The 26,908-nt window shown below is 58.2% G+C and carries 15 protein-coding genes; 9 read left to right on the forward strand and 6 right to left on the reverse strand.

What is annotated here, in order from left to right; genetic code table 11:
* Positions 1-38: 38 nt before the first annotated feature.
* From acs to ATO67_RS06645, 4 genes are all read left to right on the forward strand, one after another.
* Positions 39-1,997 carry an acetate--CoA ligase gene (gene acs / locus ATO67_RS06630; RefSeq protein ID WP_067645886.1) on the forward strand — a complete coding sequence of 653 codons (1,959 nt, stop codon included), beginning with the start codon at positions 39-41 and terminating at the stop codon, positions 1,995-1,997.
* A gap of 140 nt (positions 1,998-2,137) precedes the next feature.
* Positions 2,138-3,028 (forward strand): NAD(P)-dependent oxidoreductase, encoded by an 891-nt coding sequence (locus ATO67_RS06635; protein WP_067645888.1) that lies wholly within the window; start codon positions 2,138-2,140, stop codon positions 3,026-3,028.
* 215 nt (positions 3,029-3,243) lie between these two features.
* Positions 3,244-4,677, forward strand: coding sequence for an aldehyde dehydrogenase family protein (locus ATO67_RS06640; RefSeq protein WP_067646234.1), 1,434 nt, complete (start codon positions 3,244-3,246; stop codon positions 4,675-4,677).
* Between the two features lie 117 nt (positions 4,678-4,794).
* The gene (locus tag ATO67_RS06645) at positions 4,795-5,766 is read left to right on the forward strand and encodes a threonine ammonia-lyase (protein ID WP_067645890.1); all 972 of its coding nucleotides are present in this window, start codon (positions 4,795-4,797) and stop codon (positions 5,764-5,766) included.
* Here ATO67_RS06645 and ATO67_RS06650 read toward each other — a convergent pair.
* Positions 5,763-6,869, reverse strand: coding sequence for an NAD(P)/FAD-dependent oxidoreductase (locus ATO67_RS06650; RefSeq protein WP_067645893.1), 1,107 nt, complete (start codon positions 6,867-6,869; stop codon positions 5,763-5,765). The two genes, ATO67_RS06645 and ATO67_RS06650, sit on opposite strands and share 4 nt — an antisense overlap.
* Before the next feature lie 228 nt (positions 6,870-7,097).
* On the opposite strand from ATO67_RS06650, the gene ATO67_RS23255 reads away from it, so the two are divergent.
* A complete protein-coding gene (locus ATO67_RS23255; RefSeq protein WP_170063869.1) occupies positions 7,098-7,241 on the forward strand; it encodes a hypothetical protein in 144 nt (47 codons plus the stop codon).
* Between the two features lie 21 nt (positions 7,242-7,262).
* Here ATO67_RS23255 and ATO67_RS06655 read toward each other — a convergent pair whose 3' ends face one another.
* Entirely contained in the window at positions 7,263-8,402 is a 1,140-nt protein-coding gene (locus ATO67_RS06655; protein WP_103087997.1) for a M20 aminoacylase family protein, read from the reverse strand.
* Positions 8,403-9,016: 614 nt separating this feature from the next.
* Between ATO67_RS06655 and ATO67_RS06660 the strand changes: the two genes are divergently transcribed.
* Positions 9,017-17,509 (forward strand): glycoside hydrolase family 94 protein, encoded by an 8,493-nt coding sequence (locus tag ATO67_RS06660; protein ID WP_067645895.1) that lies wholly within the window; start codon positions 9,017-9,019, stop codon positions 17,507-17,509.
* A gap of 86 nt (positions 17,510-17,595) precedes the next feature.
* Here ATO67_RS06660 and ATO67_RS06665 read toward each other — a convergent pair whose 3' ends face one another.
* Positions 17,596-18,255, reverse strand: coding sequence for a YggS family pyridoxal phosphate-dependent enzyme (locus ATO67_RS06665; protein WP_067645897.1), 660 nt, complete (start codon positions 18,253-18,255; stop codon positions 17,596-17,598).
* A 195-nt stretch (positions 18,256-18,450) separates the two neighbouring features.
* Here ATO67_RS06665 and leuS point away from each other — a divergent pair, with 195 nt between their 5' ends.
* From leuS to holA, 3 genes are read left to right on the forward strand one after another with little or no spacing between them, the layout of a single operon-like run.
* Positions 18,451-21,081, forward strand: a complete 2,631-nt coding sequence (gene leuS / locus ATO67_RS06670; RefSeq protein ID WP_067645899.1) for a leucine--tRNA ligase — start codon at positions 18,451-18,453, stop codon at positions 21,079-21,081.
* Positions 21,071-21,619 (forward strand): hypothetical protein, encoded by a 549-nt coding sequence (locus ATO67_RS06675; protein WP_245303909.1) that lies wholly within the window; start codon positions 21,071-21,073, stop codon positions 21,617-21,619. The genes leuS and ATO67_RS06675 overlap by 11 nt, the downstream gene beginning before the upstream one ends.
* Positions 21,620-21,629: 10 nt before the next feature.
* Positions 21,630-22,667 carry a DNA polymerase III subunit delta gene (gene holA / locus ATO67_RS06680; RefSeq protein ID WP_067645902.1) on the forward strand — a complete coding sequence of 346 codons (1,038 nt, stop codon included), beginning with the start codon at positions 21,630-21,632 and terminating at the stop codon, positions 22,665-22,667.
* A 73-nt stretch (positions 22,668-22,740) separates the two neighbouring features.
* Here the strand turns inward: holA and fdxA are convergent, their stop codons facing one another.
* The 3 genes from fdxA to ATO67_RS06695 form a co-directional block, all read right to left on the reverse strand.
* Positions 22,741-23,079: a ferredoxin FdxA gene (gene fdxA / locus ATO67_RS06685; protein WP_067646240.1), complete on the reverse strand. Its 339-nt coding sequence runs from the start codon at positions 23,077-23,079 to the stop codon at positions 22,741-22,743.
* A gap of 204 nt (positions 23,080-23,283) precedes the next feature.
* Positions 23,284-23,700, reverse strand: coding sequence for an RNA-binding S4 domain-containing protein (locus ATO67_RS06690; protein WP_067645904.1), 417 nt, complete (start codon positions 23,698-23,700; stop codon positions 23,284-23,286).
* A 3-nt stretch (positions 23,701-23,703) separates the two neighbouring features.
* Positions 23,704-26,814 carry a helicase-related protein gene (locus tag ATO67_RS06695; protein WP_067645907.1) on the reverse strand — a complete coding sequence of 1,037 codons (3,111 nt, stop codon included), beginning with the start codon at positions 26,812-26,814 and terminating at the stop codon, positions 23,704-23,706.
* Positions 26,815-26,908 lie beyond the last annotated feature (94 nt).

Raw genomic sequence — 26,908 nt, forward strand, 5'->3', positions numbered from 1 at the left:
CCGGTCATTACAAGACGAATCGGCCTGAGGAGGAATTCATGTCTGCCAAAGTCTACCCGGTCCTAAAATCTGCTACAAAGCACACGTTGATCGATAATGACCGTTATCTGAAATGGTACGAGCAGAGCGTTGAGGACCCTGAAAAGTTCTGGGGCAAGCATGGCAAGCGGATAGATTGGTTCAAGCCCTACACCAAGGTCAAGAACACCTCTTTCAAGGGCAAAGTACCGATCAAGTGGTTCGAGGACGGGCTGACGAATGTTTCGTACAATTGCATCGACCGCCACCTGAAGACCCATGGCGAGCGCACCGCGATCATCTGGGAAGGCGACAATCCCTATATCGACAAGAAGATCACCTATAACCAGCTTTACGATGCGGTGTGTCGTCTCGCCAATGTGATGAAGAAACACGGCGTCAAAAAGGGCGACCGTGTCACCATCTACATGCCGATGATCCCCGAGGCCACCTATGCGATGCTCGCCTGCGCCCGCATCGGTGCGGTGCACTCCGTTGTGTTTGGTGGCTTCTCGCCCGATGCGCTGGCAGGCCGTATCGTTGACTGCGAGTCAACATTCGTCATCACTTGCGATGAAGGCGTGCGGGGCGGCAAGCCCATTCCGCTCAAGGACAACACCGACAAGGCCATCGACATTGCCGCCAGACAGCATGTGAGGGTGGACAAGGTGCTGGTGGTGCGCCGCACCGGCGGCAAGACCACTTGGGCACCGGGCCGCGACCTCTGGTACCATCAGGAAATCGCATCCGTTAAACCCCATTGCGAACCGGCCAAGATGAAGGCGGAAGACCCGCTGTTCATTCTCTACACCTCAGGGTCCACCGGCAAACCGAAGGGGGTGCTGCACACGACGGGTGGTTATCTCGTCTATGTGTCGATGACCCATGAATATGTCTTCGATTATCACGATGGCGATATCTACTGGTGCACCGCCGATGTCGGCTGGGTGACGGGCCACTCCTATATCGTCTATGGGCCACTCGCCAATTGCGCCACCACCGTCATGTTCGAAGGCGTCCCCAACTTCCCTGATCAGGGACGCTTCTGGGAGGTCATCGACAAGCATCAGGTCAACATCTTCTACACGGCCCCGACGGCACTTCGTTCGCTGATGGGTGCCGGCAATGACTTCGTCAAGCGCTCCTCGCGCTCCAGCCTGCGGCTGCTCGGCACCGTGGGTGAGCCGATCAATCCGGAAGCATGGGAATGGTATTACCACGTGGTGGGTGAGGATAAGAGCCCGATCGTTGACACCTGGTGGCAGACGGAAACCGGCGGCATTCTGATTACGCCGCTTCCGGGCGCGACCGACCTCAAGCCAGGCTCGGCCACGCGGCCTTTCTTCGGCGTTCAGCCACAGCTGGTCGATGCCGAGGGCAAGGTGCTGGAAGGCGCAGCAGACGGCAACCTCTGCATTGCCGATAGCTGGCCGGGACAATCGCGCACCGTCTATGGCGATCACAAGCGCTTTATTGAAACCTACTTCTCGACCTACAAGGGCAAATACTTCACCGGCGATGGCTGCCGCCGCGATGAGGATGGCTATTACTGGATTACCGGTCGCGTCGATGACGTGCTTAATGTGTCCGGCCATCGTCTGGGAACTGCGGAAGTGGAATCGGCGCTCGTCTCGCACAATCTCGTCTCGGAAGCTGCCGTCGTCGGCTACCCGCATTCCATCAAGGGACAGGGCATCTATTGCTATGTCACGCTGATGGCGGGACAGACCGGGGACGATGCCCTACGCGCCGAACTGGTCAAGCATGTCCGCAACGAAATCGGCCCCGTCGCCACGCCCGACAAGATCCAGTTCTCGCCGGGCCTGCCCAAGACCCGCTCGGGCAAGATCATGCGCCGCATCCTGCGCAAGATCGCCGAGGATGATTTTGGCGCGCTGGGCGATACGTCAACGCTGGCTGATCCCGCCGTGGTCGATGACCTCATCGAAAACAGGCAGAACAAGACGGCAGTGGCTTGAACCGCACCGAGAAAAAATGAAAAAATATCCGGTAGCTTTGCGGCTGCCGGGTATTTTTATGATTGGGAACGTTTCTCGGCCCAAACGCGCTTTCTGCAATTGCATCAACATGCACATTGATGGAACGGGAGGAAACCGACATGCACAATTCTAAAAGCCGCGTCATCGCCTTTATCGGCACGGGATTGATGGGCGGGCCGATGGCGCGCAATCTGCTGAAGACCGGATTTGGCGTTCGGGTCTGGAACCGTAGCGCCGAGAAAGCGCAAGCGCTGGTAGCCGATGGCGCCGTGCTGGCCGCTTCACCGGCAGAGGCGGCAAACGGCGCCGATATCGTCATGACCATGTTGAGCGATGGCAATGCGGTCCAAGATGTGCTTTTCGATGCTGGCGTGGCAGGTGTGCTCGCGAAAGGCTCAATCGTCATCGACTGCAGTTCGATTGCGCCACCCATTGCGCGCGAACATGCCGGGAAACTCAAGGAATTTGGCATCCATCACATCGATGCACCGGTTTCCGGGGGCGTCGTCGGCGCGACGGCAGGCACCCTTGCCATCATGGCTGGCGGTGATGAAGCCGTGATCTCAAACCTTTCGGATGTCTTTGCTGCCATGGGCAGGTTGACCTATGTCGGCCCATCCGGTGCCGGGCAATTGTGCAAGCTGGCCAATCAGCAGATCGTTGCCATCACGATCGGCGCTGTCGCCGAGGCGATGATGCTGGTAGAGGCCGGTGGCGCATCGCGCGAAGGTTTTCGAAACGCCATCCGTGGCGGTTTTGCCGAAAGCCGGATCCTGGAACTGCATGGAGAGCGCATGGTGAAACGCGATTTTGTGCCTGGCGGGCCGTCCAAATTCCAGTTGAAAGACTTGAATGGCGTTCTGGCGACGGCACAAGACCTGTCGCTTACCCTTCCACTAACAGAGCAGATCACTCAGGAATTCGCTGATTTCGTCGGCGACGGTGGGGCAGATATCGATCACAGTGGAATTCTGCTCTATCTGGAAAAACTGAACAAGCAGACGCGTTAGATCAGCCGAAATCATTCGCGAATCAACACTTGCCAACCCTGTCGTATGGTGACTTTCGTTAAGGCATATTATAAGGTCGCCACCAGCTTCACAGCACCGCCCGGTGCCGTATCATCATCAATGACCTCAAGATCGTTTCACAACGAGCTCAAGGTCGTTTCATAACGCGACGTGGCGCGGGAACCGGCCGCTTCAGCGTCAAAGGGAGTATGTTCATGACCATCCATCAGAACCTGATCAATGGCGAGTGGATCGGAGCCGACACGTCGGCAAACATCAATCCATCCGACACCAACGAGGTTGTTGGCCTTTACGCGCAAGCGGGAGCCGAAGAAGCAAAGCAAGCCATTGCTGCCGCCAAGGCAGCCTTTCCGGCATGGTCGCGGTCCGGCATTCTGGAACGCCACGCAATCCTGAAAAAGACCGCAGACGAAATCCTCGCCCGCAAGGAAGAGCTCGGCGCGCTTCTGGCCCGTGAAGAGGGCAAGGTTCTGGCCGAAGGCATTGGCGAAACCATCCGCGCGGCACAAATCTTCGATTTCTTCGCAGGTGAAGCGCTGCGCCTCGCTGGCGAAGTCATTCCATCGGCCCGCCCGAATATCGGCGTCGAAGTTACCCGCGAGCCGCTTGGCGTCATCGGCATCATCACGCCCTGGAACTTCCCGATTGCCATTCCAGCCTGGAAAATTGCACCCGCGCTCTGCTACGGCAACACGATCGTCTTCAAGCCTGCCGATCTGGTACCGGGTTGCGCATGGGCGATTGTCGATATTCTGCACCGCGCTGGTCTGCCGAAGGGTGTCTTGAATCTCGTCATGGGCCGCGGCTCAGTCGTCGGCCAAGCCATGCTCGACAGCCCGCATCTGTCCGGCATCACCTTCACGGGCTCCACCGGCACCGGACAGCGCGTTGCAGCCTCTTCACTGCCGTTCAACCGCAAATTCCAGCTGGAAATGGGCGGCAAAAACCCTTTCGTGGTTCTCGATGACGCCGATCTCAGCGTCGCGGTAGAAGCAGCCGCCAATTCGGGTTTCTACTCCACCGGACAGCGTTGCACGGCATCCTCACGCCTCATCGTGACCGAAGGCATCCACGACAAGTTCGTGGCAGCACTGACCGAACGTCTTTCCAAAATCAATGTCGGTCATGCCATGGACAAGGAAACCCATGTCGGCCCGGTCGTTGATGAAAAGCAGCTGAAGCAGGACACCGATTACATCGAGATCGGCAAGAAGGAAGGTGCAAAGCTCGCCTTCGGCGGTGAGGTCATCAAGCGCGAAACACCCGGTTTCTTCCTCCAGCCTGCCCTGTTTACCGAAGCCACCAACAGCATGCGCATTTCGCAGGAAGAAATCTTCGGACCTGTGGTCGCCGTCATTCGGGTCAAGGACTATGATGAGGCTTTGGCTGCTGCCAATGACACGCCGTTTGGCCTGTCGTCCGGCATCGCCACCACCAGCCTGAAACATGCGACCCATTTCAAGCGCAATGCCGAAGCCGGTATGGTCATGGTCAACCTGCCCACAGCCGGCGTCGATTTCCATGTGCCATTCGGCGGTCGAAAGGCATCGTCCTTCGGTCCTCGCGAGCAGGGCAAATATGCAAGCGAATTCTTCACCACAGTAAAAACAGCTTACACGCTGGCATAAGCCGCTCTTTCAAAAAAAACAGATCCCCGGCACCGCCCCGGGGATTTTTTGTCTTTTTTACCGGAATTGTTTCCGACTATGCTGTGCGATCAACTGCGTCGGGAAAACAGGAACAGCATGACAGATATTACGATGATCGAGGCCGCGCGCAAGCGTATCGGGACTGAAGCCATCCGTACGCCTTTGCTGTCGTCACCTTTTCTGGACGAGATTGCCGGACGCAGGATTTTCGTGAAGGCGGAATGCCTGCAAAGGACCGGTTCGTTCAAGTTTCGTGGCGGCTGGTCAGCCGTATCAGCACTTGAGCCGGATGTTCGCAAGCGCGGCGTCATCGCATTTTCCTCGGGCAATCACGCGCAGGGCGTGGCGCTGGCCGCAGCGCTGCACGGCGTGCCCTCCGTCATCATCATGCCCCAGGACGCGCCAGCGATAAAAATCGAAAACACCAAAGCCTATGGTGCCGAAGTCGTTTTGTTCGACCGCGCCAATGACGACAGGGACGCCATCGGCGCTATGCTTTCGCAGGAACGCGGCCTGACATTGATCCGGCCCTTCGATGAACCATTGGTCATCGCGGGTCAGGGAACGGTGGGGCTGGAAATTGCCGAGCAGGGACTGGAACTGGGCATCACCACTGCCGACGTTCTCGTTCCCTGCGGCGGCGGTGGCCTTACCTCGGGTGTGGCGCTTGCGTTGCAGGCCAATGCACCTGGTTACACCGTCAGAACCTGCGAACCGGAGAAATTCGATGATGTCGCCCGCTCGCTGGCATCTGGCAAGATCGAGCGCAACGAGGCTTTGGCTGGCTCGATATGCGATGCGATCATCACGCCGCAGCCGGGCAATATCACATTCCCGATCATGATGAACCGATGCGGCAAAGGCATCGTGGTGTCGGAAGATGAAGCCCTGCGCGCCATGGTGTTGGCATTCCTGCGGCTGAAAGTCGTTGTCGAGCCAGGTGGTGCGGTAGCACTGGCCGCCGCCCTGTTTCATGGCGAGGAATTTGAAACGGACACGATCATCGCCATCGCTTCTGGCGGAAACGTCGATCCCGGCGTCATGGCATCGGCACTGTCACGTTTTTAAGATTTGGCGAGACGGCGAGACACCTCTTGCGCAATCGCCATCGATGCCGTCAGTCCCGGGCTTTCGATGCCGAAAAGATTGACGAGCCCGTTGATGCCATGGACCTCGGGACCATCGATGCGAAAATCCATCGCAGGATCATCAGGGCCTGAAATTTTCGGACGAATGCCGGAATAGGCTGGCGAAAGCGCGTTGTCTGGCATATCGGGCCAGTATTGCCGAATGGCCGCATTGAATCCTTTGGAGCGACCCGGATCGACGGCATAGTCGATCTCATCGACCCATTGCACGTCAGGGCCGAACCGTGCCTGACCACCGAGGTCGAGCGTCAGGTGAACGCCAAGGCCATGGCTATGGGGTGCCGGATAGATCAGCCGTGAAAACGGTGATTTTCCCGCTAGCGCGAAATAGGAACCCTTGGCAAAGCGGGCAACCGGTACATGGTCCACCGAAAGAGCCTCAATGCCCCTTGCGACCGCTGGCGCGTAAAGGCCCGCCGCATTGATCAGAAAACCGCAGCTCAGTTGCATGGGCTCGGCACCGCCAACGAAAACCTTAAAGCCGCTAACGTCCCTGTCTGCCCGTAGAAACGGAGCATGATAAGCGATCACGGCACCTGCGTCCTCGGCGTCCCCTAGAAGCGCCAGCATGTAGGCATGGCTGTCGATGATGCCGGTGGACGGAGAACACAGCGCCGCTTTGCAGGAAAGCGCAGGCTCGATGGTCCGTGCCGCTTGCCCGTCGATCATCACAAGGTCTTCGCAGCCGCTCTCCATGCCGCGTCGTTTCAGGTCTTCCAGAAGCGTGATTTCATTATCGGTGGCGGCAACAATAAGCTTGCCGCAGCGGCGGTGACCGACACCGTGCGTTTCGCAGAAATCGTAAAGCTGTCGTCTGCCCTCGACACACAGTTGCGCTTTCAGACTTCCCTTCAGATAGTAGAGACCGGCATGGATGACCTCGCTGTTGCGAGACGAGGTATGGGTGCCGAACTCACCTTCCTTTTCCAGAACAATGACGGATAGGCCTGTCATCGCCAGTTCCCGGGCCACGGCTATACCGATGACACCTGCACCGATGATCAAGACGTCTGTATCTGCCAAATCGTGTCGCCGTTAATTTTGTGTTGAACCGGAAAGGTCGCCGCGCGTTGAACGTTAACAAATCGGTAGATCGGTGCCTGTTGGGAGGCAAGTGGCGATCAGTATTTTCTCCGATTTCGGCAACTTATGGAAAATCCTCTCTCCAGAATGACCAGAAAATAGCGATACTCTGAGACTTATAGCCAAACAGCCGGTTTACCGGTTGACGTGTCAACAAGGGAGGGTTCGATGTCTTATTCCAAAGCCGGAAAAATCAGAGATTTTGCACCATCTTCTGCTGCCCCGAAGAGCTGGCAGATCGCGCTCCACACAGTCATGGTTACCCTGTGCTTCGCATTCGTCGGCGCAGTGATCTTCGGACTGTTGCCTTGACCATCCCACAGGTCTGACAGGTCACGCGACCTTCAGGTAATCTTCTGCAAGCTCCACCCAAAACGCTGTGCCGATGGGCAAAATCTCATCGTTGAAATCGAATTTCGGGTGATGAAGCGACGGGTCGTTTTCCGTGCGCTGGGTGCCAAGAAAGAAGTACGCTCCTGGGCGCTTCTCCAGCATATAGGCAAAATCCTCTGCGCCCATCGTCGGGCGAGGCATTTCACTTACTTTTTCCGCACCGGCAAATCGTGTTGCCAGACCCATGATATAGTCCGTTTCCGCCTTGTGATTGACGGTCGGGTTATAGCCGCGCTGATAATCCAGCGTTACGCTCATGCCATAACTCGCCGCCTGACCCTCGGCGATCATGCGAATACGCTTTTCGAGTTCGTCTCTTGCGTCCGCGTCGAAAGAGCGGATCGTCAGCAGCATTTCTGCCGTCTCGGGAATAACGTTGCTCGCCACACCCGCATGAAAAGCACCCACCGTCACCACGGTCGGAGTAAGAGGGTGAATGTTGCGCGACACGATGGTCTGCAGCGCCATGATGATGCTTGCCCCTGCAACGATCGGGTCGAGCGCGGTTTGTGGTTCCGCTCCGTGCCCGCCATGACCATGGATGGTGATCTTGCACTCATCCACCGCCGCCATGATCGGCCCATCGCGCAGCACGAAATGGCCGAAGGGAAGGCTGGGTTCGTTGTGAAGCGCAAATACGGCATCACAGGGAAAACGCTCGAACAGCCCGTCTTCGATCATGATGCGCGCACCGCCGAAATTCTCCTCGGCGGGCTGGAAAATCAGGTGAATCGTCCCGTCGAAATGACGGCGCTCCGCGATGATCTTGGCCGCACCCAACAGCATGGCCGTGTGACCATCATGGCCACAGGCATGCATGACACCCGGGTTTTCGCTGGCATATTCTGCCCCGGTTTCCTCGTGAATGGGCAAGGCATCGATATCGGCGCGGATGCCGATCGATCTTTCGCTGCTGCCGTTGCGCAAAGTCGCCACAACACCGGTGCCGGCCAAGCCACGCGTGACATCGTAACCCATCGCCTCCAGCTGGGCTGCAACGAAATCGGACGTCTTGAACTCCGAAAGTCCAATCTCGGGGTTGCGATGAAGGTGGTGACGGATCGCCACGACATCCGGCATGTGATTGGCAAATGCGGCGGCAGCGTCAGGCTTGATCGTCATTTTCTTACGTCCGGCAGGTTTGCTTGTGTGAAGCGTTTTCAGGTGGCTGTCGTTTAGCAGCATAACGGCGCTTTGATAAGTGCGCACGCAATGGCCGTGCGGCGTTGTATCGTGCGCCATTCGGCGCTTGCGTGGAAGCAAAACAGGTGGCATGGAACTGATAGCGCCTTTAATCATTCCGTCCATGGGGTCATGTCACGTCTTCCTGGTGGGCAGACAGAACCAAAGGGTTCAGCGACAAGATGAGGACAGGTGCAACATGACGTGTTTTCGCTTTGGGGGAGCGTGCAAAATGTTTCATGAACGACGTAGCGCGGCACCGCGCTTGTTTGCCTTTACACCATCCATCAGTTGATTTTCTTGCGACGTGAAATCGTTCGCCCAAAATGCCATGTCAACGGGCAAGCAGATTTTACGAGAGTACCATCGTTCGCTGGTTCGCGATGGTTCAGCAAAGGTTCAGGATCAGCACGAGATAAAGCTGCCACAGTTGTTTCAATTTCCTAACGCAATCTGAAACAAGTTCCGGTTACACGAGACCAGACCCTTAGCAGAGTGCAGAATACGAGCCGATGTCATTTCATATTACGCCGACCGCCGCCGCCCGTGATTCAGAAACAAAGCAGATCGATCACAATGATTCGATCCGCTCGGTCTACTTCACAATCGAGGAATTGAGGGACTGTGGAGCCGAGCTCTCCAAATCCGGGGCCGATGGCCTGCCGGGCTTCATGGAGTTCGATTTCTTCGCGCGCCATCGTGAGAACGAAAAAGAAATTCTGCGGGTCTATCGCACGACGGCGGTGGATGCTGAAAACGGCCAGAACATCACGCCAGCCGCCGAATGGCTGCTCGATAATCACTATGTGATCGAAGAAGCCATCCAGGAAGTACGCCGGGATTTTCCGCGCAAATTCTATCGCCAGCTGCCGACGGTAAAGATCGGCAACATCGAAATTCCGCGCGTCATGGCACTGGCGTGGATTTACGTCGCACACACACACAGCACCATTTCCCGCGAAAGCATGACGGCCCTGGTCGAGGGCTATCAGACGTCGAAGACATTGCAGATTGGCGAACTCTGGGCCCTGCCGTCGATCCTGCGTTTCGTCCTCATCGAAAATCTGCGTCGTATTTCCATTCGCGTCGAACGCTCCCGCCGCATGCGTCAGCGCGCAAACGAAGTAGTGGATGAAATCATCCGCCTCAACGATGCCGAGGCATCCGCCGGTCTTCTCAAGCAGATCGACGAACTGGTCGCAGATCCAACTTTCTCTACACAGTTTCTGTATCGCCTCAGAAATGGCTCACAGACCTCCGGTTTGGCGCTGAACTGGCTTGAGGAACGTCTGCATAAGTCCGGAACAGACGCCGAAAACATCATGATGGCGGAACATAACCGCCTCGCATCCGGGAATGTGACGATGGGCAACATCGTCAAGAGCCTGCGCGAAATCGACGATACCGAATGGTCCGTATGGTTTGAGGAAGTCAGCCACATCGACAAGGTGCTGCGCGAGCAGACGGATTATGAGACGCTCGATTTCGGATCACGCAACACCTATCGCAACACGATCGAACTTCTGGCGCGTCGTTCGCCCAAGACGGAAATCGAAGTGGCGCAGGTCGCCGTCGATATGGTCACGGAAACTGCCAATTCCGGTGAAACCCATCCGCATGCGCCGAATGTCGGCAGCTTCCTGATTGGTGAGCGTCGCCAGGAACTGGAAGATCGGATCGCCTACTCGCCGCTCTTTTCGCAGCGCGTCGTACGCTTCATGCGCAAGTTCAACTGGCTTTCCATCGCAGTTCCGGTCATGGCGTTCACAGCGCTGGCTATGGCAATCGTCGGCTGGTTCCTGGCGGAAGCCGGCATGCCTTGGTATGTCGTCACCGCATTCCTGCTGATGTTCGCCCTGCCCGCGTCGGAAGGTGCGACAGGCCTGTTCAACACGCTCGTGACGTTCTTCGTCAAGCCGTTCCGCCTGGTCGGCTACGAGTTCAAGGAAGGCATTCCGCAGGATGCCTGCACGCTTCTGGCCGTGCCCTGCATGCTGACCAGCCGCGACAGCGTCGATGAAATGGTCCGCAATATCGAGGTGCATTATCTCGCCAATCCACACGGCGAGATTTATTTCGCTTTGATCAGCGACTGGCGCGACGCCGCCTTTGAGCAATCTGCGGAAGACATCGAAATCCTCGAATATGCCAAGCGTGAAGTAGCGGAACTCAGCGCCCGCTACGCCTTCGACGGCAAGACACGGTTCTACCTGCTGCACCGCCGCCGGCTGTTCAATCCGGCGGAAGATTGCTGGATGGGCTGGGAACGCAAGCGCGGCAAACTGCATGAACTGAACATGCTGCTGCGTGGTGACAAGGACACGACGTTCCTCAACGGTGCCAATATGGTGCCGAAAAACGTCAAATATGTCATGACGCTGGATGCCGACACACGCCTGATGCGCGATGCCGTCACCAAACTCGTCGGCAAGATGCACCACCCGATCAACCGTCCGGTTCACGATCCCGTCACGGGCCGCGTCATCCATGGTTACGGCCTGCTTCAGCCACGCGTGACACCATCGCTGACGACGGGCAAGGACGCCTCCGTCTTCCAGCGCGTCTTTTCTATCAATCGCGGTATTGACCCCTACGTCTTTACCGTATCCGACGTTTATCAGGACCTCACGTCCGAAGGCACCTTCACCGGCAAGGGCCTTTACGATGTCGATGCCTTCGAGACGGCCCTCAAGGGTCGCATCGATGAAAATGCCGTTTTGTCCCACGACCTTCTCGAAGGCTCGTTTGCGCGCTGCGCACTTGTGACCGACGTGGAACTGGTCGAAGACTTCCCGACCCGTTACGAAGTCGAAGTCTCGCGTCAGCACCGGTGGGCGCGTGGCGACTGGCAGCTTCTGCCTTACATCATGGATGCCAAGCGCGGCGTGACAGCTATCGGCCGCTGGAAGATGGTCGATAACCTGCGCCGCTCGCTGACGCCGATTGCATGGTTTGCAGCCTCTGTCCTCGGCTGGTATTTCATGGGCCCGCTCGGTGCGCTAATCTGGCAGATTCTGCTGATTTTCTCGCTGTTCGTCGCTCCCACCATATCGCTGCTATCAGGCATCGTGCCGCGCTCCACCGATATCGTACCGCAGGCGCATTTTCACTCGATGTGGGCAGAAATCCGCGCCACCAATGCGCAGGTCGCACTGCGTATTGTCTTCATCGCCGACAGCGCCTGCTTGATGGCCGATGCCATCGCTCGTTCGCTTTACCGCTTGTTCGTCAGCGGCAAGCTTATGCTGGAATGGCGCACAGCCGCCAGCATCCAGTCCAGCGCGCAGGGCAGCATTTTTGATTATTATCGCCAGATGTGGCATGCGCCTGTTGCAGCCCTTCTCGGCCTGGCGCTTGCTTCCCTTCCGGGTGACAACGCGTTTCTCGTTGGCCTTCCCTTTGCTCTGCTATGGATTCTATCTCCGGTCGTCGCATGGTTTGTCAGCCAATCTGCCGAGACCGAAGACCGTCTGTTCGTATCCGAACATGTGTCGAGCGAGTTGCGCAAGATCGCGCGCCGCACATGGCGTTACTACGAAGCTTTCGTGAATGCGAAAGAGAATTATCTGCCGCCGGACAACTATCAGGAAACGCCGGAGCCCGTCGTTGCCAGCCGCACGTCGCCGACCAATATCGGCGTCTACCTGCTGTCGGTCATTTCGGCACGTCAGTTCGGCTGGATCAGCTTTTCCGAAACCGTCGAGCGGATGGAAAAAACCATCGAGACGGTTGAAAAGATGGAGAAATATCGCGGCCATCTCTACAACTGGTATCACACCGATACCTTGCAGACGCTTGGCCCCCGTTATGTCTCCGCGGTCGATAGTGGCAACCTTGCCGGCCACCTGATCGCCATCTCGTCAGCCTGCCGCCAGTGGGCGGAAGCGCCGTCGGCCCATCTTCAGGGAAATCTCGATGGCATCGGCGATGTCGCCGGTATCCTGCGCGAGACGCTGAAAGAACTGCCCGATGATCGAAAGAACCTGCGGCCTCTGCACCGCCGCCTGGAAGAGCGGATCATCGGTTTCTCCAACGCTCTCGCATCGGTCAAGCGCGAGCATGAATTCGCGTCGATCCGTGTCATCAATCTTGCAGTGTTGGCCCGAGATATCCAGAAGCTCGCATCCAACCTCAATCTCGAGGTCAAGTCGGAGCAAAGCGCTGAGGTCACCCGTTGGGCACAGTCACTGCTCGATTGCTGCGAAGCGCATATTTCCGACAGCGCCTTCGATCTTTCCACCATCGATCCGCTGCGGGATCGTCTGAACTCGCTTCGCGATCGCAGCCGCAATCTCGCCTTCTCGATGGACTTCGCGTTCCTGTACCGCAAGGATCGTCGCCTGCTGTCCATCGGCTACCGCGTGGATAGCCAGGAGCTGGACGAGGCCTGCTACGACCTTCTGGCGTCAGAATGCCGCCTGACCAGCCTGTTTGCGATTGCCAAGGGCGATCTGCCGACGGAACACTGGTATCGTCTCGGTCGTCAGGTCGTGCCGATCGGCGCACAGGGCGCGCTCGTCTCCTGGTCCGGCTCGATGTTCGAATATTTGATGCCTCCGCTGGTCATGCAGGAGCGTCACGGCGGTATTCTGAACCAGACCAACAATCTGATCGTCAAGGAACAGATCAGCCATGGCCGTCGCCTCGGCACACCGTGGGGTATTTCCGAAGCGGCGTTCAACGCCCGCGATCACAACATGAACTATCAGTATACCAACTTCGGCGTGCCGACGCTGGGCCTGAAGCGCGGCCTTGGCCAGAACGCGGTCATCGCGCCCTATGCCTCGATCCTCGCCTCGCAATACGACCCGGACGCGGCTCTGGAGAACCTCGACAAGCTGCGCAAGCTGGGTGCTCTCGGCCAGTACGGTTTCCACGATGCTGTCGACTTCACACCGACCCGCGTGCCGGATGGCAAGGTCTGCGCCATCGTCTACAACTATTATGCCCACCACCATGGCATGTCGATTGCGGCTGTCGCCAACGTGGTCATGGACGGCGTATTGCGCGAACTCTTCCACGCCGATCCGGTGATCGAAGCAGCCGAACTGCTGCTTCAGGAAAAGGCACCGCGCGAAGTGCCTGTCATGAGCGCCAAATACGAGCCGGAAACACCTGGCAAAGAACAGGCGGATCTCTTGCGCGCAGAAGTGCGCACCATCAACGATCCTGCCGTGCGTGACCGTGAGGTCGTATTCCTGTCGAACGGTCACTATTCGACCATGCTGACGGCAACGGGTGCCGGTTATTCCAAGTGGAATGGTCAGGCGATATCGCGCTGGAAGGCCGATCCGACCGAAGATCGCTGGGGTACCTTCCTGTTCCTGCGTGATACGACATCCGGGCAATGGTGGAGTGCAACAGCCGAGCCACGAGTTGCCGAAGGCGAAAAGACCAAGACCGTCTTCTCGGACGACAAGGTCGAATTCCACAAGACGGTGGGCGATCTGCAAAGCGTGGTCGAGTGCATCGTCGCTACCGAACACGATGCCGAAGGCCGTCGCGTGACGCTCCTGAATGTCGGTTCGGAAGATCGTTATATTGAAGTGACGTCCTATCTGGAGCCCGTCATCGCAAATGAAGACGATGACAATGCTCATCCGCTCTTCTCGCGTATGTTCGTGCAGACCGAGATCGGCAAGCGTGGTGACGTCATCCGCGCATGGCGCAACAAGCGCAGCCCGAGCGAACCCGGCACTGTTATCGCGCATCTGGCTGCCGATAATGCCGGTCCCGCCCGTCCCACCGAGTATGAGACGGATCGTGCCAAATTCATCGGTCGTGGACGCTCGCTGGGTGAAGCTGCGGCTTTCGATGCGGCGGCTACGCTTTCCAACACGGATGGGTTTACGCTCGACCCTATCCTGTCACTTCGTCGCGTCGTCCGCGTCCCGGCGGGCAAGAAGGTCAGCGTCATCTTCTGGACGATCGCCGCACCCAACCGCGAAGACGTGGACAAGGCCATCGACCGCTACCGCCACCCGGATGCCTTCGCGCATGAATTGGTGCATGCCTGGACCCGCACACAGGTGCAGATGCGCCATGTCGGCGTGACCTCGCAGCAGGCAGCTGCCTTCCAGCATCTGGCCCGTTACCTCGTCTATCCCGACATGCATCTGCGCGCCGACTCCGATACGCTGAAAACTGGTCTCGGCTCCCAGCGCTCCCTATGGCCGCTGGCAATTTCCGGGGATTTCCCGATCTTCAGCCTGCGTATCAATGACGACATGGACATGGATATCGCCAAGGAAGCCTTGAGCGCGCATGAATATCTGCGCGCCCGTGGCGTTATCTTCGATCTCGTCATCGTCAACGAGCGGGCCGCCTCCTACGCGCAGGATATGCAGCACGCCCTGGACTTCATTTCCGAGGCACAGCGCCGCATCAACCCGGCAGATGGCGGCAGGCAGCATGTCTTCTCCGTCCGCCGCGATTTGATCGATGAGGAAACATGGTCGGCGCTGCTGGCTGCATCGCGTGTCGTTCTTCACGTTCGCAACGGCAAGATTGTGGATCAGGTCAACCGCGCAGTATCTCTGTTTGCGGCCCATCGTGGGCCGGAAGGCAGCGACACTGCACAGGCTCGCCTTCCAGCACCGATGTTCCCGCATGCGGAGCCGGTCGAAGACGCGCATGATCTCGATTTCTGGAACGGCTTTGGCGGCTTTACCAAAACTGGTGACGAATATGTCGTGCGCCTACACGGTGGCCAATCGACGCCGCATCCTTGGATCAACGTCATCTCCAACGAGAAGTTCGGCTTCCACGTTTCTGCTGAAGGTGCTGCCTTCACATGGAGCCGCAACTCGCGTGACTATCAGCTGACCCCATGGAGCAACGACCCCGTCGTCAACCGTCCGGGCGAGGCGATCTATGTCGCGGACGTCGACAGCGGCAAGATATACTCACCGTTTGCCGCACTGTCTCGTAACCCGGAAGCGATTTTCGAAACCCGTCATGGCCTCGGCTATTCCGTGTTCCGAAGCATTGAAGACGGTCTCGATATAGAAGTCACCCAGACGGTTGATCGTGAAAAGCCGGTCAAGCTGTCTCGCCTGACGGTTCGTAACGTCGGCACACAGAACCGCCGCCTGAAGACCTATGGTTATGTCGAATGGGTTCTGGGCAACAACGTCCAGAAGTCTGCACCGTTCATTCTCAGCTCTCATGATGAGGAAAGCGGCGCGCTGTTTGCGTCCAACCCCTACAGCATCGACTATAATGCCCGCACCGCTTTCTTGGCGTTGGAAGGCCCGGCTGGCAGCTTCACCACCAGCAAGCGCGAGTTTATCGGCCGCTATGGCTCGATCCATGCTCCGCAGGCTGTGTTGTCGGGTGCTGCCCTGTCTGGCAGCCTGGAACTCGACGGCGCGCCTTGCGCCGCCGTCATGCAGGAAATCCACCTGAAACCGGGCGAAGAGAGGCACCTGTTGTTCTATGTCGGTGATGCCGATACCGCAGAAGAAGCACGCGCACTGGTGAAGGATATTCGCCAGTCAGACTTCAACGCGGTGCTGGACGCCAACAAGACATTCTGGAACGGCTTTATCGGCCAGTTGCACGTGTCCACACCGGATGCCAGCTTCAACCACATGGTCAACAGCTGGCTGCCATATCAGGCACTGGCCTGCCGCATCATGGCGCGCACCGCATTCTACCAGTCCAGCGGTGCCTTCGGCTTCCGTGATCAGCTGCAGGATACGCTGGCGTTCCTGCTCTATCAGCCGGACCTCGCGCGTGAGCAAATCCTGCGCGCCGCCGGTCGACAGTTCCCGGAAGGTGACGTTCAACACTGGTGGCTGCCACTGACGGGCGCCGGTGTCCGCACGACCATCTCCGACGACGTCGTCTGGCTGGCCTATGCCACCCACCAGTACATCGTCGCCACCGGCGACAAGGGCATCCTTGAGGAAAGCATTCCGTTCCTCAAAGGCCCTGCCTTGACGCCCGGCCAGCACGACGCTTTCTTCCAGCCGGAGACGACGGACAATGCCGTCAGCCTCTACGAGCACGCCGCACTGGCGCTCGATCTGGCCATTTATCGCACCGGAGAAAACGGCTTGCCGCTCATCCTCGGCGGCGACTGGAATGATGGCATGAACCGCGTAGGCGTCGCCGGCAAAGGCACCAGTGTGTGGCTCGGCTGGTTCCTGTCTGGAACGCTTCGCGATTTCATTGAAATTGCCGAAGAGCGCCGCGATCTGGACCGCGTCGAAAAGTGGAAGACCCATCGCGACAAGCTGCGGGCATCGCTCGAAACCGCTGGCTGGGACGGCGAATATTACCGTCGCGGTTATTTCGATGACGGCACCCCGCTCGGTTCCATCACCAGCGAGGAATGCCGCATCGATTCGCTCGGCCAGAGCTGGAGTGTTCTGTCAGGCGAAGGCGAAGAGCAGCGTTCCGCGCAGGCCATGGACGCCGTAATGAAGGAGCTCGTTGACGAGGAAACGGGCATCATCCGTCTCTTCACGCCGCCCTTCAAGCGCTCTCCGCAGGATCCCGGCTACATCAAGGGCTATCCACCGGGTGTCCGTGAAAACGGCGGCCAATATACGCACGCCGCCACCTGGGTCGTTCTGGCGCTGGCCAAACTGGGCCGCAACGAGGATGCATGGAAATGCTTCTCGATGCTCAACCCGGTCAACCACGCGCTCGACCGCTCGGCTTCGGAAACCTACCGTGTCGAACCCTATGTGGTGACGGCGGATGTCTATGGCGAAGGTGCCTATGCTGGCCGTGGTGGCTGGAGCTGGTACACCGGTTCTGCCGGCTGGCTCTACCGCGCTGCCGTCGAAGGCATTCTCGGCATCACCCGCGTCAACGGCACGCTGCACATTGCACCGTCCTTGCCGGAGGCATGGGATAACTTCTCTGCAAGGATCACGCTTGAAGGCAAGGTCCGCGAAGTCTCGGTCAAGCGCACCGTTGGTTCGCCGGATATCGAAGTATCCGTCGATGGCAAGCCAGTCACGGGCAAGGACAGAGCAATCCCGTTCGATTAAGGGTTCGGGGCTTCGGCCCCAACCGCTCAACAAAAAGCCACGGCTCCAGACGGTGCCGTGGCTTTTTCATTTTGATGAAGGTTCGCTCAGCGTGTGCCGAAAATCGCCGATCCCACCCGCACGCTCGTCGCGCCGAATTCCACCGCAGTTTCGAAATCACCCGACATGCCCATGGACAGTTTTTCCAGTCCGCATTCTCCGGCAAGCTTTGCCAGAAGCGCAAAGTGTGGACCGGGATTTTCATCGGCGGGCGGAATGCACATCAGACCTTCCACATTCAACGCCAGCTCATCCCGGCACATCGCAACAAAGGCGACCGTCTCACGCGGGTCGATACCTGCCTTTTGCGGCTCCAGCCCGGTGTTGACCTGAACGTAGAAACGCAGCGCCCGCCCCTGCTTCTTGACTTCTTCGGCAAGTGCTTTGGCAATCTTCTCGCGATCGACGGTTTCGATCACGTCGAACAGCGCAACCGCATCCGCCGCTTTGTTGGATTGTAGCGGCCCGATCAGATGCAGCTCGATACCAGCGGTCTTTTCCTTCAGAGCGGGCCACTTGCCCTGCGCTTCCTGAACGCGGTTTTCGCCGAAAGTGCGCTGGCCGCAATCGATCACGGGCTGGATCGCATCGCCATCGAATGTCTTGGACACCGCAACGAGACTGACACTACCGGCTTTCCGCCCTGCTTTTTCCGCAACCGCTTCAATCCGCTGCGTGACATCCAAAAGGCGCGCTTCGATTTCCATGACCAGACCTTCATTTAAACTCGAGGAGAGTGGGTTCAGTAGCCGCCGTTGGGCTTGATGCCAAGCGCCATTGTCACCATTTGAACGCTGTCACCCAAGATTGCACCCGCAGCAGCCCCGCCAAACTTGACGCATACGCCGTTTCGTGGTGAAGGTCAGCGCGAATTTTCCCCTTGATACCCGGATTTCAGAAGTATGGCCATCGAACGTTATAATCCTCGCGACGCAGAGCCGCGCTGGCAGCAAAAATGGAACGAAGACAATGTCTTCGTGACAGATAACAGCGATGCCCGTGAGAAATATTACGTTCTCGAGATGTTTCCATATCCATCCGGCCGCATCCACATGGGACATGTCCGCAACTATGCGATGGGTGACGTCGTTGCCCGCTACAAGCGTGCGCGCGGTTATAACGTGCTGCACCCCATGGGCTGGGACGCCTTCGGCATGCCTGCGGAAAACGCCGCCATGCAGAACAACGTCCATCCCAAGGACTGGACCTATCAGAACATTGCCAGCATGCGCGGCCAGTTGAAGTCCATGGGCCTGTCTCTGGACTGGACCCGTGAATTTGCCACTTGTGACGTGGAATATTACAGCCAGCAGCAGGCGCTGTTCATTGACTTCATGGAAAAGGGTCTGGTCTATCGCAAGCAGTCCAAGGTCAACTGGGACCCGGTCGATCATACCGTGCTGGCCAATGAGCAGGTCATCGACGGGCGCGGCTGGCGCTCCGGTGCCTTGGTCGAACAGCGCGAATTGACGCAATGGTTCTTCCGCATCACCGATTTCAGCCAGGACTTGCTGGACGAACTGGATCAGCTCGACCAATGGCCGGAAAAAGTCCGCCTGATGCAGAAGAACTGGATCGGCAAGTCGGAAGGCCTGTCACTGCGCTGGCAGACGGTGGCCTCCACCGCGCCTGCGGGCTTCAACGACATTACGGTTTACACGACCCGCCCCGACACGCTGTTCGGCGCATCGTTCCTGGCCATCGCCGCCGATCACCCCTTGGCCAAGACCCTGTCGGAGACCAACGCTGACATCGCTCAGTTCTGCGACGAATGCCGCCGCCAGGGCACGTCGCTCGCTGCTCTTGAGACAGCCGAAAAGCGCGGTTTCGATACCGGCGTCAAGGTCGTTCATCCGCTCGACCCGTCTTGGGAACTGCCTGTTTACATCGCCAATTTCGTGTTGATGGATTACGGCACCGGTGCCATCTTCGGTTGCCCGTCCGGCGACCAGCGCGATCTGGATTTCGCCCGCAAATACAATTTGCCGGTGGTGGCCGTTGTCATGCCGGAAGGCGAAAACGCTGAAACCTTCGGCGTTGACGATACCGCCTATGTCGATGACGGCGTCATGATCAATTCGCAGTTTCTCGATGGCATGACAACGACGGAGGCTTTCGAAGCCGTCGTGTCGAAACTGTCAGCGCAGACACTGGCCGACGCGCCACAGGCTGAGCGCAAGGTCAATTTCCGTCTGCGCGACTGGGGTATTTCCCGCCAGCGCTACTGGGGTTGCCCGATCCCGGTCATCCATTGCGAAGTCTGCGGTGTCGTTCCGGTTCCAAAGAAGGACCTGCCGGTCAAACTGCCTGATGACGTGACCTTCGATGTGCCCGGCAATCCGTTGGATCGCCACCCCACATGGCGTCATGTTTCCTGCCCGCAATGCGGCCATGCAGCACGGCGCGAAACCGACACGATGGATACATTCGTCGATTCGAGCTGGTACTTCACACGCTTCACAGCGCCTTGGGAAAGCCAGCCGACCGACCCGAAGGTCGCCAGCCATTGGCTGCCGGTGGATCAGTATATCGGTGGCATCGAACACGCGATCCTGCATCTGCTCTACTCGCGCTTCTTTACACGCGCGATGAAGGCCACCGGCCATGTGGACGTAAAGGAGCCCTTCAAGGGCCTGTTTACGCAAGGCATGGTCGTGCACGAAACCTATCGTCTCGGCGAAGGCCAGAACGGCCAATGGGTTGTGCCTGCCGATATCCGCATCGAGGAAGTGGACGGCGCACGCCGTGCCTTCCTCTTGTCAGGCGGTGACGAGGTTCAGATCGGCTCCATCGAAAAGATGTCGAAGTCGAAGAAGAACGTTGTCGACCCCGACGATATCATCGCCTCCTACGGGGCCGATACCGCTCGCTTCTTCGTTCTGTCGGACAGCCCGCCCGATCGTGACGTGATATGGTCGGAAGCCGGTGTCGAAGGCGCACACCGCTTCGTACAGCGCGTCTGGCGCATCATCGGCGAGGCGGCGGATGAGTTGAAATCCGTCAAACCGGCTCCAGCCACGCAGGGCGAAGGACTTGTGGTCTCCAAGGCTGCCCACAAGACGCTGAAAGCAGTGCAGGACGATCTGGACAAGCTGGCCTTCAACAAGGCGATTGCCCGCATCTATGAACTCGTCAACACGCTGGCCGGTCCGTTTGCGGATATCGCCAATGGTGGCAAGGCAGACGATGTAAAGGCCGCCGCGCGTGATGCCGCCGAAATCCTCATCCGCCTGATTGCACCGATGACGCCGCATCTGGCCGAGGAATGCTGGACGGCGCTGGGCAATGACGGCCTTGTTGCGCAAAGCCCATGGCCTGCCTTCGTGCCTGCATTGATCGAAGAAAATGACGTCGTCATGCCGGTTCAAATCAATGGCAAGAAGCGTGGCGAATTGACAATCGCGCGCGATGCGGATCAAGATGCCGTCAAAGCGGCGGTGATGGAACTGGATGCCGTGAAAGCGGCGCTGGCCGGAGCCGAGCCGAAAAAAATCATTGTGGTGCCACAAAGGATTGTGAACATTGTTGTCTGATGCCTATTCCAAATGGGGCCGCATAGCAGCCGCAATCTCTGTCGTTTTGTGCGCTGGCATCCTTGCAGGGTGCCAGGTCCGCCCGCTCTATAGCCAGGCCTCCGGTACGCGTGAGAAGTTCGAGACCGTGAACTTTTCGTCAGCTGAAGACCGGATCACGCAGGAAGTTCGCAACCATCTCGTCTTCCTCGCTTACGGCGGTGCTGGCGCTCCGAAAACCAAGGAATACGACGTCAAGCTGACAGTGACATCCAGCGCGACCTCCACCGAGGTCACCGACGACACCAGCCTGTCTGTCAGCAAGAACAACTATGATGGTCCCTATCCAGGGCGTGTCAGCATGACAGGCAAATATGTGATAACCCGTATCTCCGATGGTCAGGTTCTGCGCGCAGCAACCCGCACCGTCACTTCCATGCTCGACCTGCCGCAGCAGGAATTCGCCAAACTCCGCGCTATCAGGGATGGCCAAAACCGTGCGGCACGGGAACTGGCGGAAATCATCGGTACGGATATCGCCGCCACGCTCGGCCGCTAAGAACCGGCTGATGACGGAAATAAAATCCCATGAATTCGAACGCTTCGCCGAAAAACCGGCGGAGCGTTTTCGTGTTTTTGTCCTCTACGGACCTGACCGCGGTCTTGTCTCCGAACGTGCGTCCCTCATCGCGTCGAGAACCGGCATCGATCCCAACGATGCTTTCGCATCGCTGAAGATTACCGCTGCCGATCTGCAAGGTGATCCCGGCCGTCTTCTGGATGAGGTCAATGCCATTGGCCTTTTCGGCGGCGAAAAGCTGGTCTGGGTCAAGGGCGCCGCCAATGAAAAGGCGCTGGTAGACGCCCTGCAGATTCTGTCGGAAACCCCACCCGAATCGAGCTTCCTCATCATCGAGGCAGGCGATCTGAAGAAAGGCACCGGCCTTCGCAAGATCTCAGAGCCATCACGCGCCATTGCCGCCATTCCCTGCTACGCCGACGATGCCCGCGCATTGAACGCGCTGATCGATCAGGAGTTCTCGACCGAGCACCTGCGCATCGCACCCGCCGCTCGTCAAAGACTGACGGAATCGCTTGGCGGCGACCGTATTGCATCGCGCAACGAGGTGCGCAAGCTGGCGCTCTATTGCCGGGGCCGCGATGTGATCGAAGAAGACGATGTCATGGCCATTATCGGTGACGCGAGCGCCGTGTCCGCCGACGATGCCGTCGATGCGATTCTCAAGGGTGACCGCAACGCCTTCTTTCACGCCACCCAGAAAATCATCGCCTCCAAAACGCCGATCTTTCTGGTCCTGCAAGGTTGCCTGCGGCAGTTCCAGCTGCTGGACCAGATGCGGGCCGAAATGGACGACAAGAAACAGCAGGCCGGTCAGGTCATGCTGACGCTCGGGCGCGGCGTCCACTTCCGTCGCAAACCGATCATCGAACGCGCGCTGCGCACATGGCAGCCAGCGGCGATTGCGCGTGAAATGAACCGATTACAGTCAGCCATACTCCAAAGCCGCCAGCGACAAAGCCTGGAGGAAAGTGTGGCCTTGCTGACCCTGCTCTCAACCACGCTACAATCCGGGCGTGGTAGCTGACGATAACCGAATACGAAAAAGCCTCCACGGTGCAAACCGGGAGGCTTTTTTAAATCCTGTGACAGATGATGGATCAGTCGCCCTTACCCGGCTCAGCCGAAAAATATAGATCGAGCTTGCCGCTGACGCCGTCCATCTCCTTGGCTTCGGGCATCGGATCGCGCTTGATGGTGATGTTGGGCCAGATTGCCGCATATTCGGCATTCAACGTCAGCCACTTGTCGAGACCTGGCTCCGTATCCGGCTTGATTGCCTCTGCGGGACATTCGGGTTCGCACACACCACAATCGATGCACTCGTCCGGGTTGATCGCCAGAAAATTCTCACCCTCGTAGAAGCAGTCGACAGGGCACACTTCAACACAGTCGGTATATTTACAGCGAATGCAATTATCAGTCACGACATACGTCATGATGGACTCCAGAATATGCAAGGCCGGGTCATTGAGCTATCGAACACAAGCCCTCGCCCGGAATTCAGAAAGGGCATTTTTGCAAGTGAGGTAATGCCTTTACCAAGAGATAGCAAGGACAAACGTTTCTGAAAAACCAGCCTATATGAGTGATTTATTCCAGGCCAAGTCGACGTCTTTGGGTTGGATAGCTGCCAAGGTCCATCACTCGAAGCCTTCGCCGCTATCGGAAATAAACCGGTCGAGTGCACGGCGCTCTTTCTTCGTCGGGCGTCCGCTACCTGGCTCTCGCATCGCCTGCTCGAATGGTGTCATGTGGTCGCTTGGTGCGGGTGGTGGGGTCTGGTCGTCGTAGAGAAGCTTGGCTTCCTCATAAGGACCACGTCGCTCGCCGGAAGCCAGAACGACAAGAATACGGCTCGAACGCTCGAAGGAAAGTTCCAGCTTATCACCCAGCTTCACCAAATGGCTGGATTGGCGAACGGCATTGCCGTTGATCCGTACATTGCCGGATTGAATGTAGCTCTGGGCAAGGGAGCGGGATTTGACCATACGGGCGAAGAACAGCCACTTGTCGAGGCGCTGACGGCCTGCATCCTGTGGCTGTTGCTTTTCACCCATACCTTACTTCTTCAGCTGGTCCTTCAGAGCAGCGAGCTTGGCGAAAGGCGAATCCGGGTCCAGCGGCTTCTCCTTGCGCGGTGGCTTGGCTTCGAAACGCTGCTGACCCTGCGGCTTGCCGCCACGGTCGTTGCGATCAGGTCTGTCCTTGCGCTCGCCACGATCGGGACGATCATTGCGATTGTTGTTGCTGTTGCGGTCTGGACGACCACCGTCGCGTTTGCGGTCGCCGTCACGCTTGCGATCACCATCGCGGGCAGCGCCATCACGACCGGCATTGTCACGCGGCGCAGGCTTGCGGTCTTCGCCACCCTCTGCACGGCGTTCTCCCTGGCCACGGTTGCCGGGACGCCTGTTGTCGCTGCGCTGGGTGTCGTTACGACCGCCGGGACGCCACAGCAGAACCGGCTTCGGTTCGGTGACTTCGGCAGGTGCAGCGTCAGCGGACGGCTCCTGCGCCGTCTCAGTGGCTTCAGTTGCTGCTGCCGCTTCTTCTTCCGTTGCAGCGGCAGGCGCTTCTTCCGCCTTCACGTCGGCAGGAGCCTCCGCAGCGGACGTGTCTTCCGAAGATGTTTCTGCATCAGCGTCATCATGTGATGCCGTCTCTTCAGACGGCGCAGCGTCGGCAGACGCTTCAGTCTTTGCAGCATCGGTAGTCTGGCCAAGGAAGATCGCAGCCTCTTCGGCGCTCACCTGATCGGCACGGTAACCAAGACCTTTGAGAATTTCTTCCATATCGTCGAGTGTCGCACCCAGAATGGACAGCATGGCGGTGGTCGTTGTGAAACGACGTCCGTCATAAGCACCTTCAGGACGCGCCTGTGCACCCGGCTTCCACTGCAACAGTGGACGGATAAGATCGGCAAGGCGTTCCAGAATGTCGATACGCACGGCGCGCTTGCCCAGGAAGCGGAAGCCCGCAAGCTTGTAGAACATGCGCTCATAGCTGGCATCCGTCACCACAGACGTGCGGCCGGCGGCAAGAACCGGGATGAGATCACCGTAACCGGGCTTGCCCAGACCATCGTTCTTCAGCGCCCACAGCAGCGTCACCAGCTCCGCCGGAGCAGGCTTCAACAGCGCAGGCAAGAAAACGTGGTAGGCGCCAAAGCGAATGCCGTAGCGGCGCATGGAGGCGCGCGCATCCTGATCCAGCGTCTTGACCTCTTCGGTCACGTCGCGACGGAACAGGACGCCGAGATTTTCCACCAGCTGGAACGCCAGACCCTTTGCCAGACCCTGAAGGTCTTCGGCGCGGGAAATATCGTCCAATGGCTTCAAGACGGTTGCGATCTGGTGGTTCACGAAACGCTCGATGCGGGCAACGGCGTGATCACGCGCATTGCCGCTCAACTGTTCGTCGGCCAGCATGATGACACGCGGCTTCATGATATTGTCGCCAGCGGTCAGACGAGCGACGGGTTCACCCAACCAGCGGACCAGCCCATCAGAGCTCAGCGCGAGATCGCTGTTGCCACTGGCATGCAGGCGCGCGGCACGCGCCTCGTATTCCAAAGCAAGCGCCTTCTGCGCTGCGCCTTGCACAGCCTTGGCATCTGGACCTTCAGCTCCGGCCACCGGTGTAAACCGGAAACCCGCCAATTGGCCGACATGATGTCCTTCAACAAAGACATCACCATTCACACTGATTTCAGCTTCAAGCATCGCATTCTCTCTTAGGCGCCTCATGAGCACAGATGTCCTGCGATCAACAAAGCGTTTCGTCAACCTGTCATGTAAGGCATCGGACAATCGATCTTCGATTTCCCGAGTCTTTTCTTGCCAGTGTGTCGGATCGGCAAGCCATCCTGGGCGGTTTGATACATACGTCCATGTTCTGATCTGCGCAATCCTTGCAGATAGCGTATCGATCTCTCCGTCGGTGCGGTCCGCCCGCCGCACCTGTTCGGCCATGAAATCCTCATTAACGGCTCCACGTTTGACGAGGTCGAAGTAGAGGGTCGAAATCAAGTCGGCATGCTGTGCCGGCGCGATGCGGCGAAAATCCGGTAAGGCACAGGCCTCCCACAGTTTTTCCACGCGCGCAGCATTGGTGGTTATGTCCACGATTTCAGGATAACGCGCAAGATGTTCCAGCGCCTGCTGGTCGATTGCGGGCAATGCGCGCGTCAATCCCTGAATGGTTGGAGGCGTATCGAGGCTCGCCCGCAAATTTCCAATAGATGAATAATCGAAGTTCTTGGTGCGCCATTGCAGCACTTTGACCGAATCGAACTGATGTGATTCGACCCGGTGCACGAGCTCGTCATCGAAGGGATCGACCTGACCCGTCACCCCGAACGTACCATCGCGAAGGTGGCGACCGGCACGACCGGCAATCTGCCCCATCTCGCCGGCATTCAGATTGCGGAACTGATAACCATCGAACTTGCGGTCCTGCGCAAAGGCAACATGATCGACATCGAGGTTGAGACCCATGCCGATGGCATCGGTCGCGACCAGATATTCGACGTCACCGGACTGATAGAGACCGACCTGTGCATTGCGTGTTCTGGGGGAAAGCGCACCCAGCACCACAGCCGCCCCGCCACGCTGGCGGCGCACCAGTTCGGCAATGGCATAGACCTCGTCGGCGGAAAACGCGACGATGGCCGTGCGCTGCGGCAGGCGGGTGATTTTCTTCTGTCCGGCGTAGAATAATTGCGAAAGCCGGGGCCGCTCCACCACGACAATACCCGGCAAAAGCTTTTCCAGAATAGGTCGCATGGTGCCAGCGCCCAGCAGCAGCGTTTGCTCACGACCACGAAGATGCAGGATGCGATCGGTAAAGATATGGCCGCGCTCGAGGTCTCCGGCCAGTTGCACCTCATCGATAGCCACAAAGGCCGCCGTGGTTTCACGCGGCATCGCCTCGACCGTGCAGACTGAATAGGGTGCCTTGGGCGGAGTGATTTTTTCTTCACCGGTAATCAGCGCCACGTTGGGCGCACCGACCTTTTCCACCAGCCGCGTATAGACTTCACGGGCAAGCAGCCGCAACGGCAGGCCGATCACGCCGCTTCCATAGGCAACCATGCGCTCGATGGCATAATGCGTCTTGCCGGTATTGGTGGGTCCAAGAACGGCCGTAACACCGCGGCCGCTCAAGATCATGGGGCGAGAATTCAACGTATTATCCGTAAGATCGACTGAACTGCTGTTTTAGAACCATTCGGAAACGTTCCGTCCGCCTCTTGTCACCACACAT

This window comes from Agrobacterium bohemicum (assembly GCF_001562555.1).
GTDB classification, from domain to species: Bacteria; Pseudomonadota; Alphaproteobacteria; order Rhizobiales; family Rhizobiaceae; genus Agrobacterium; species Agrobacterium bohemicum.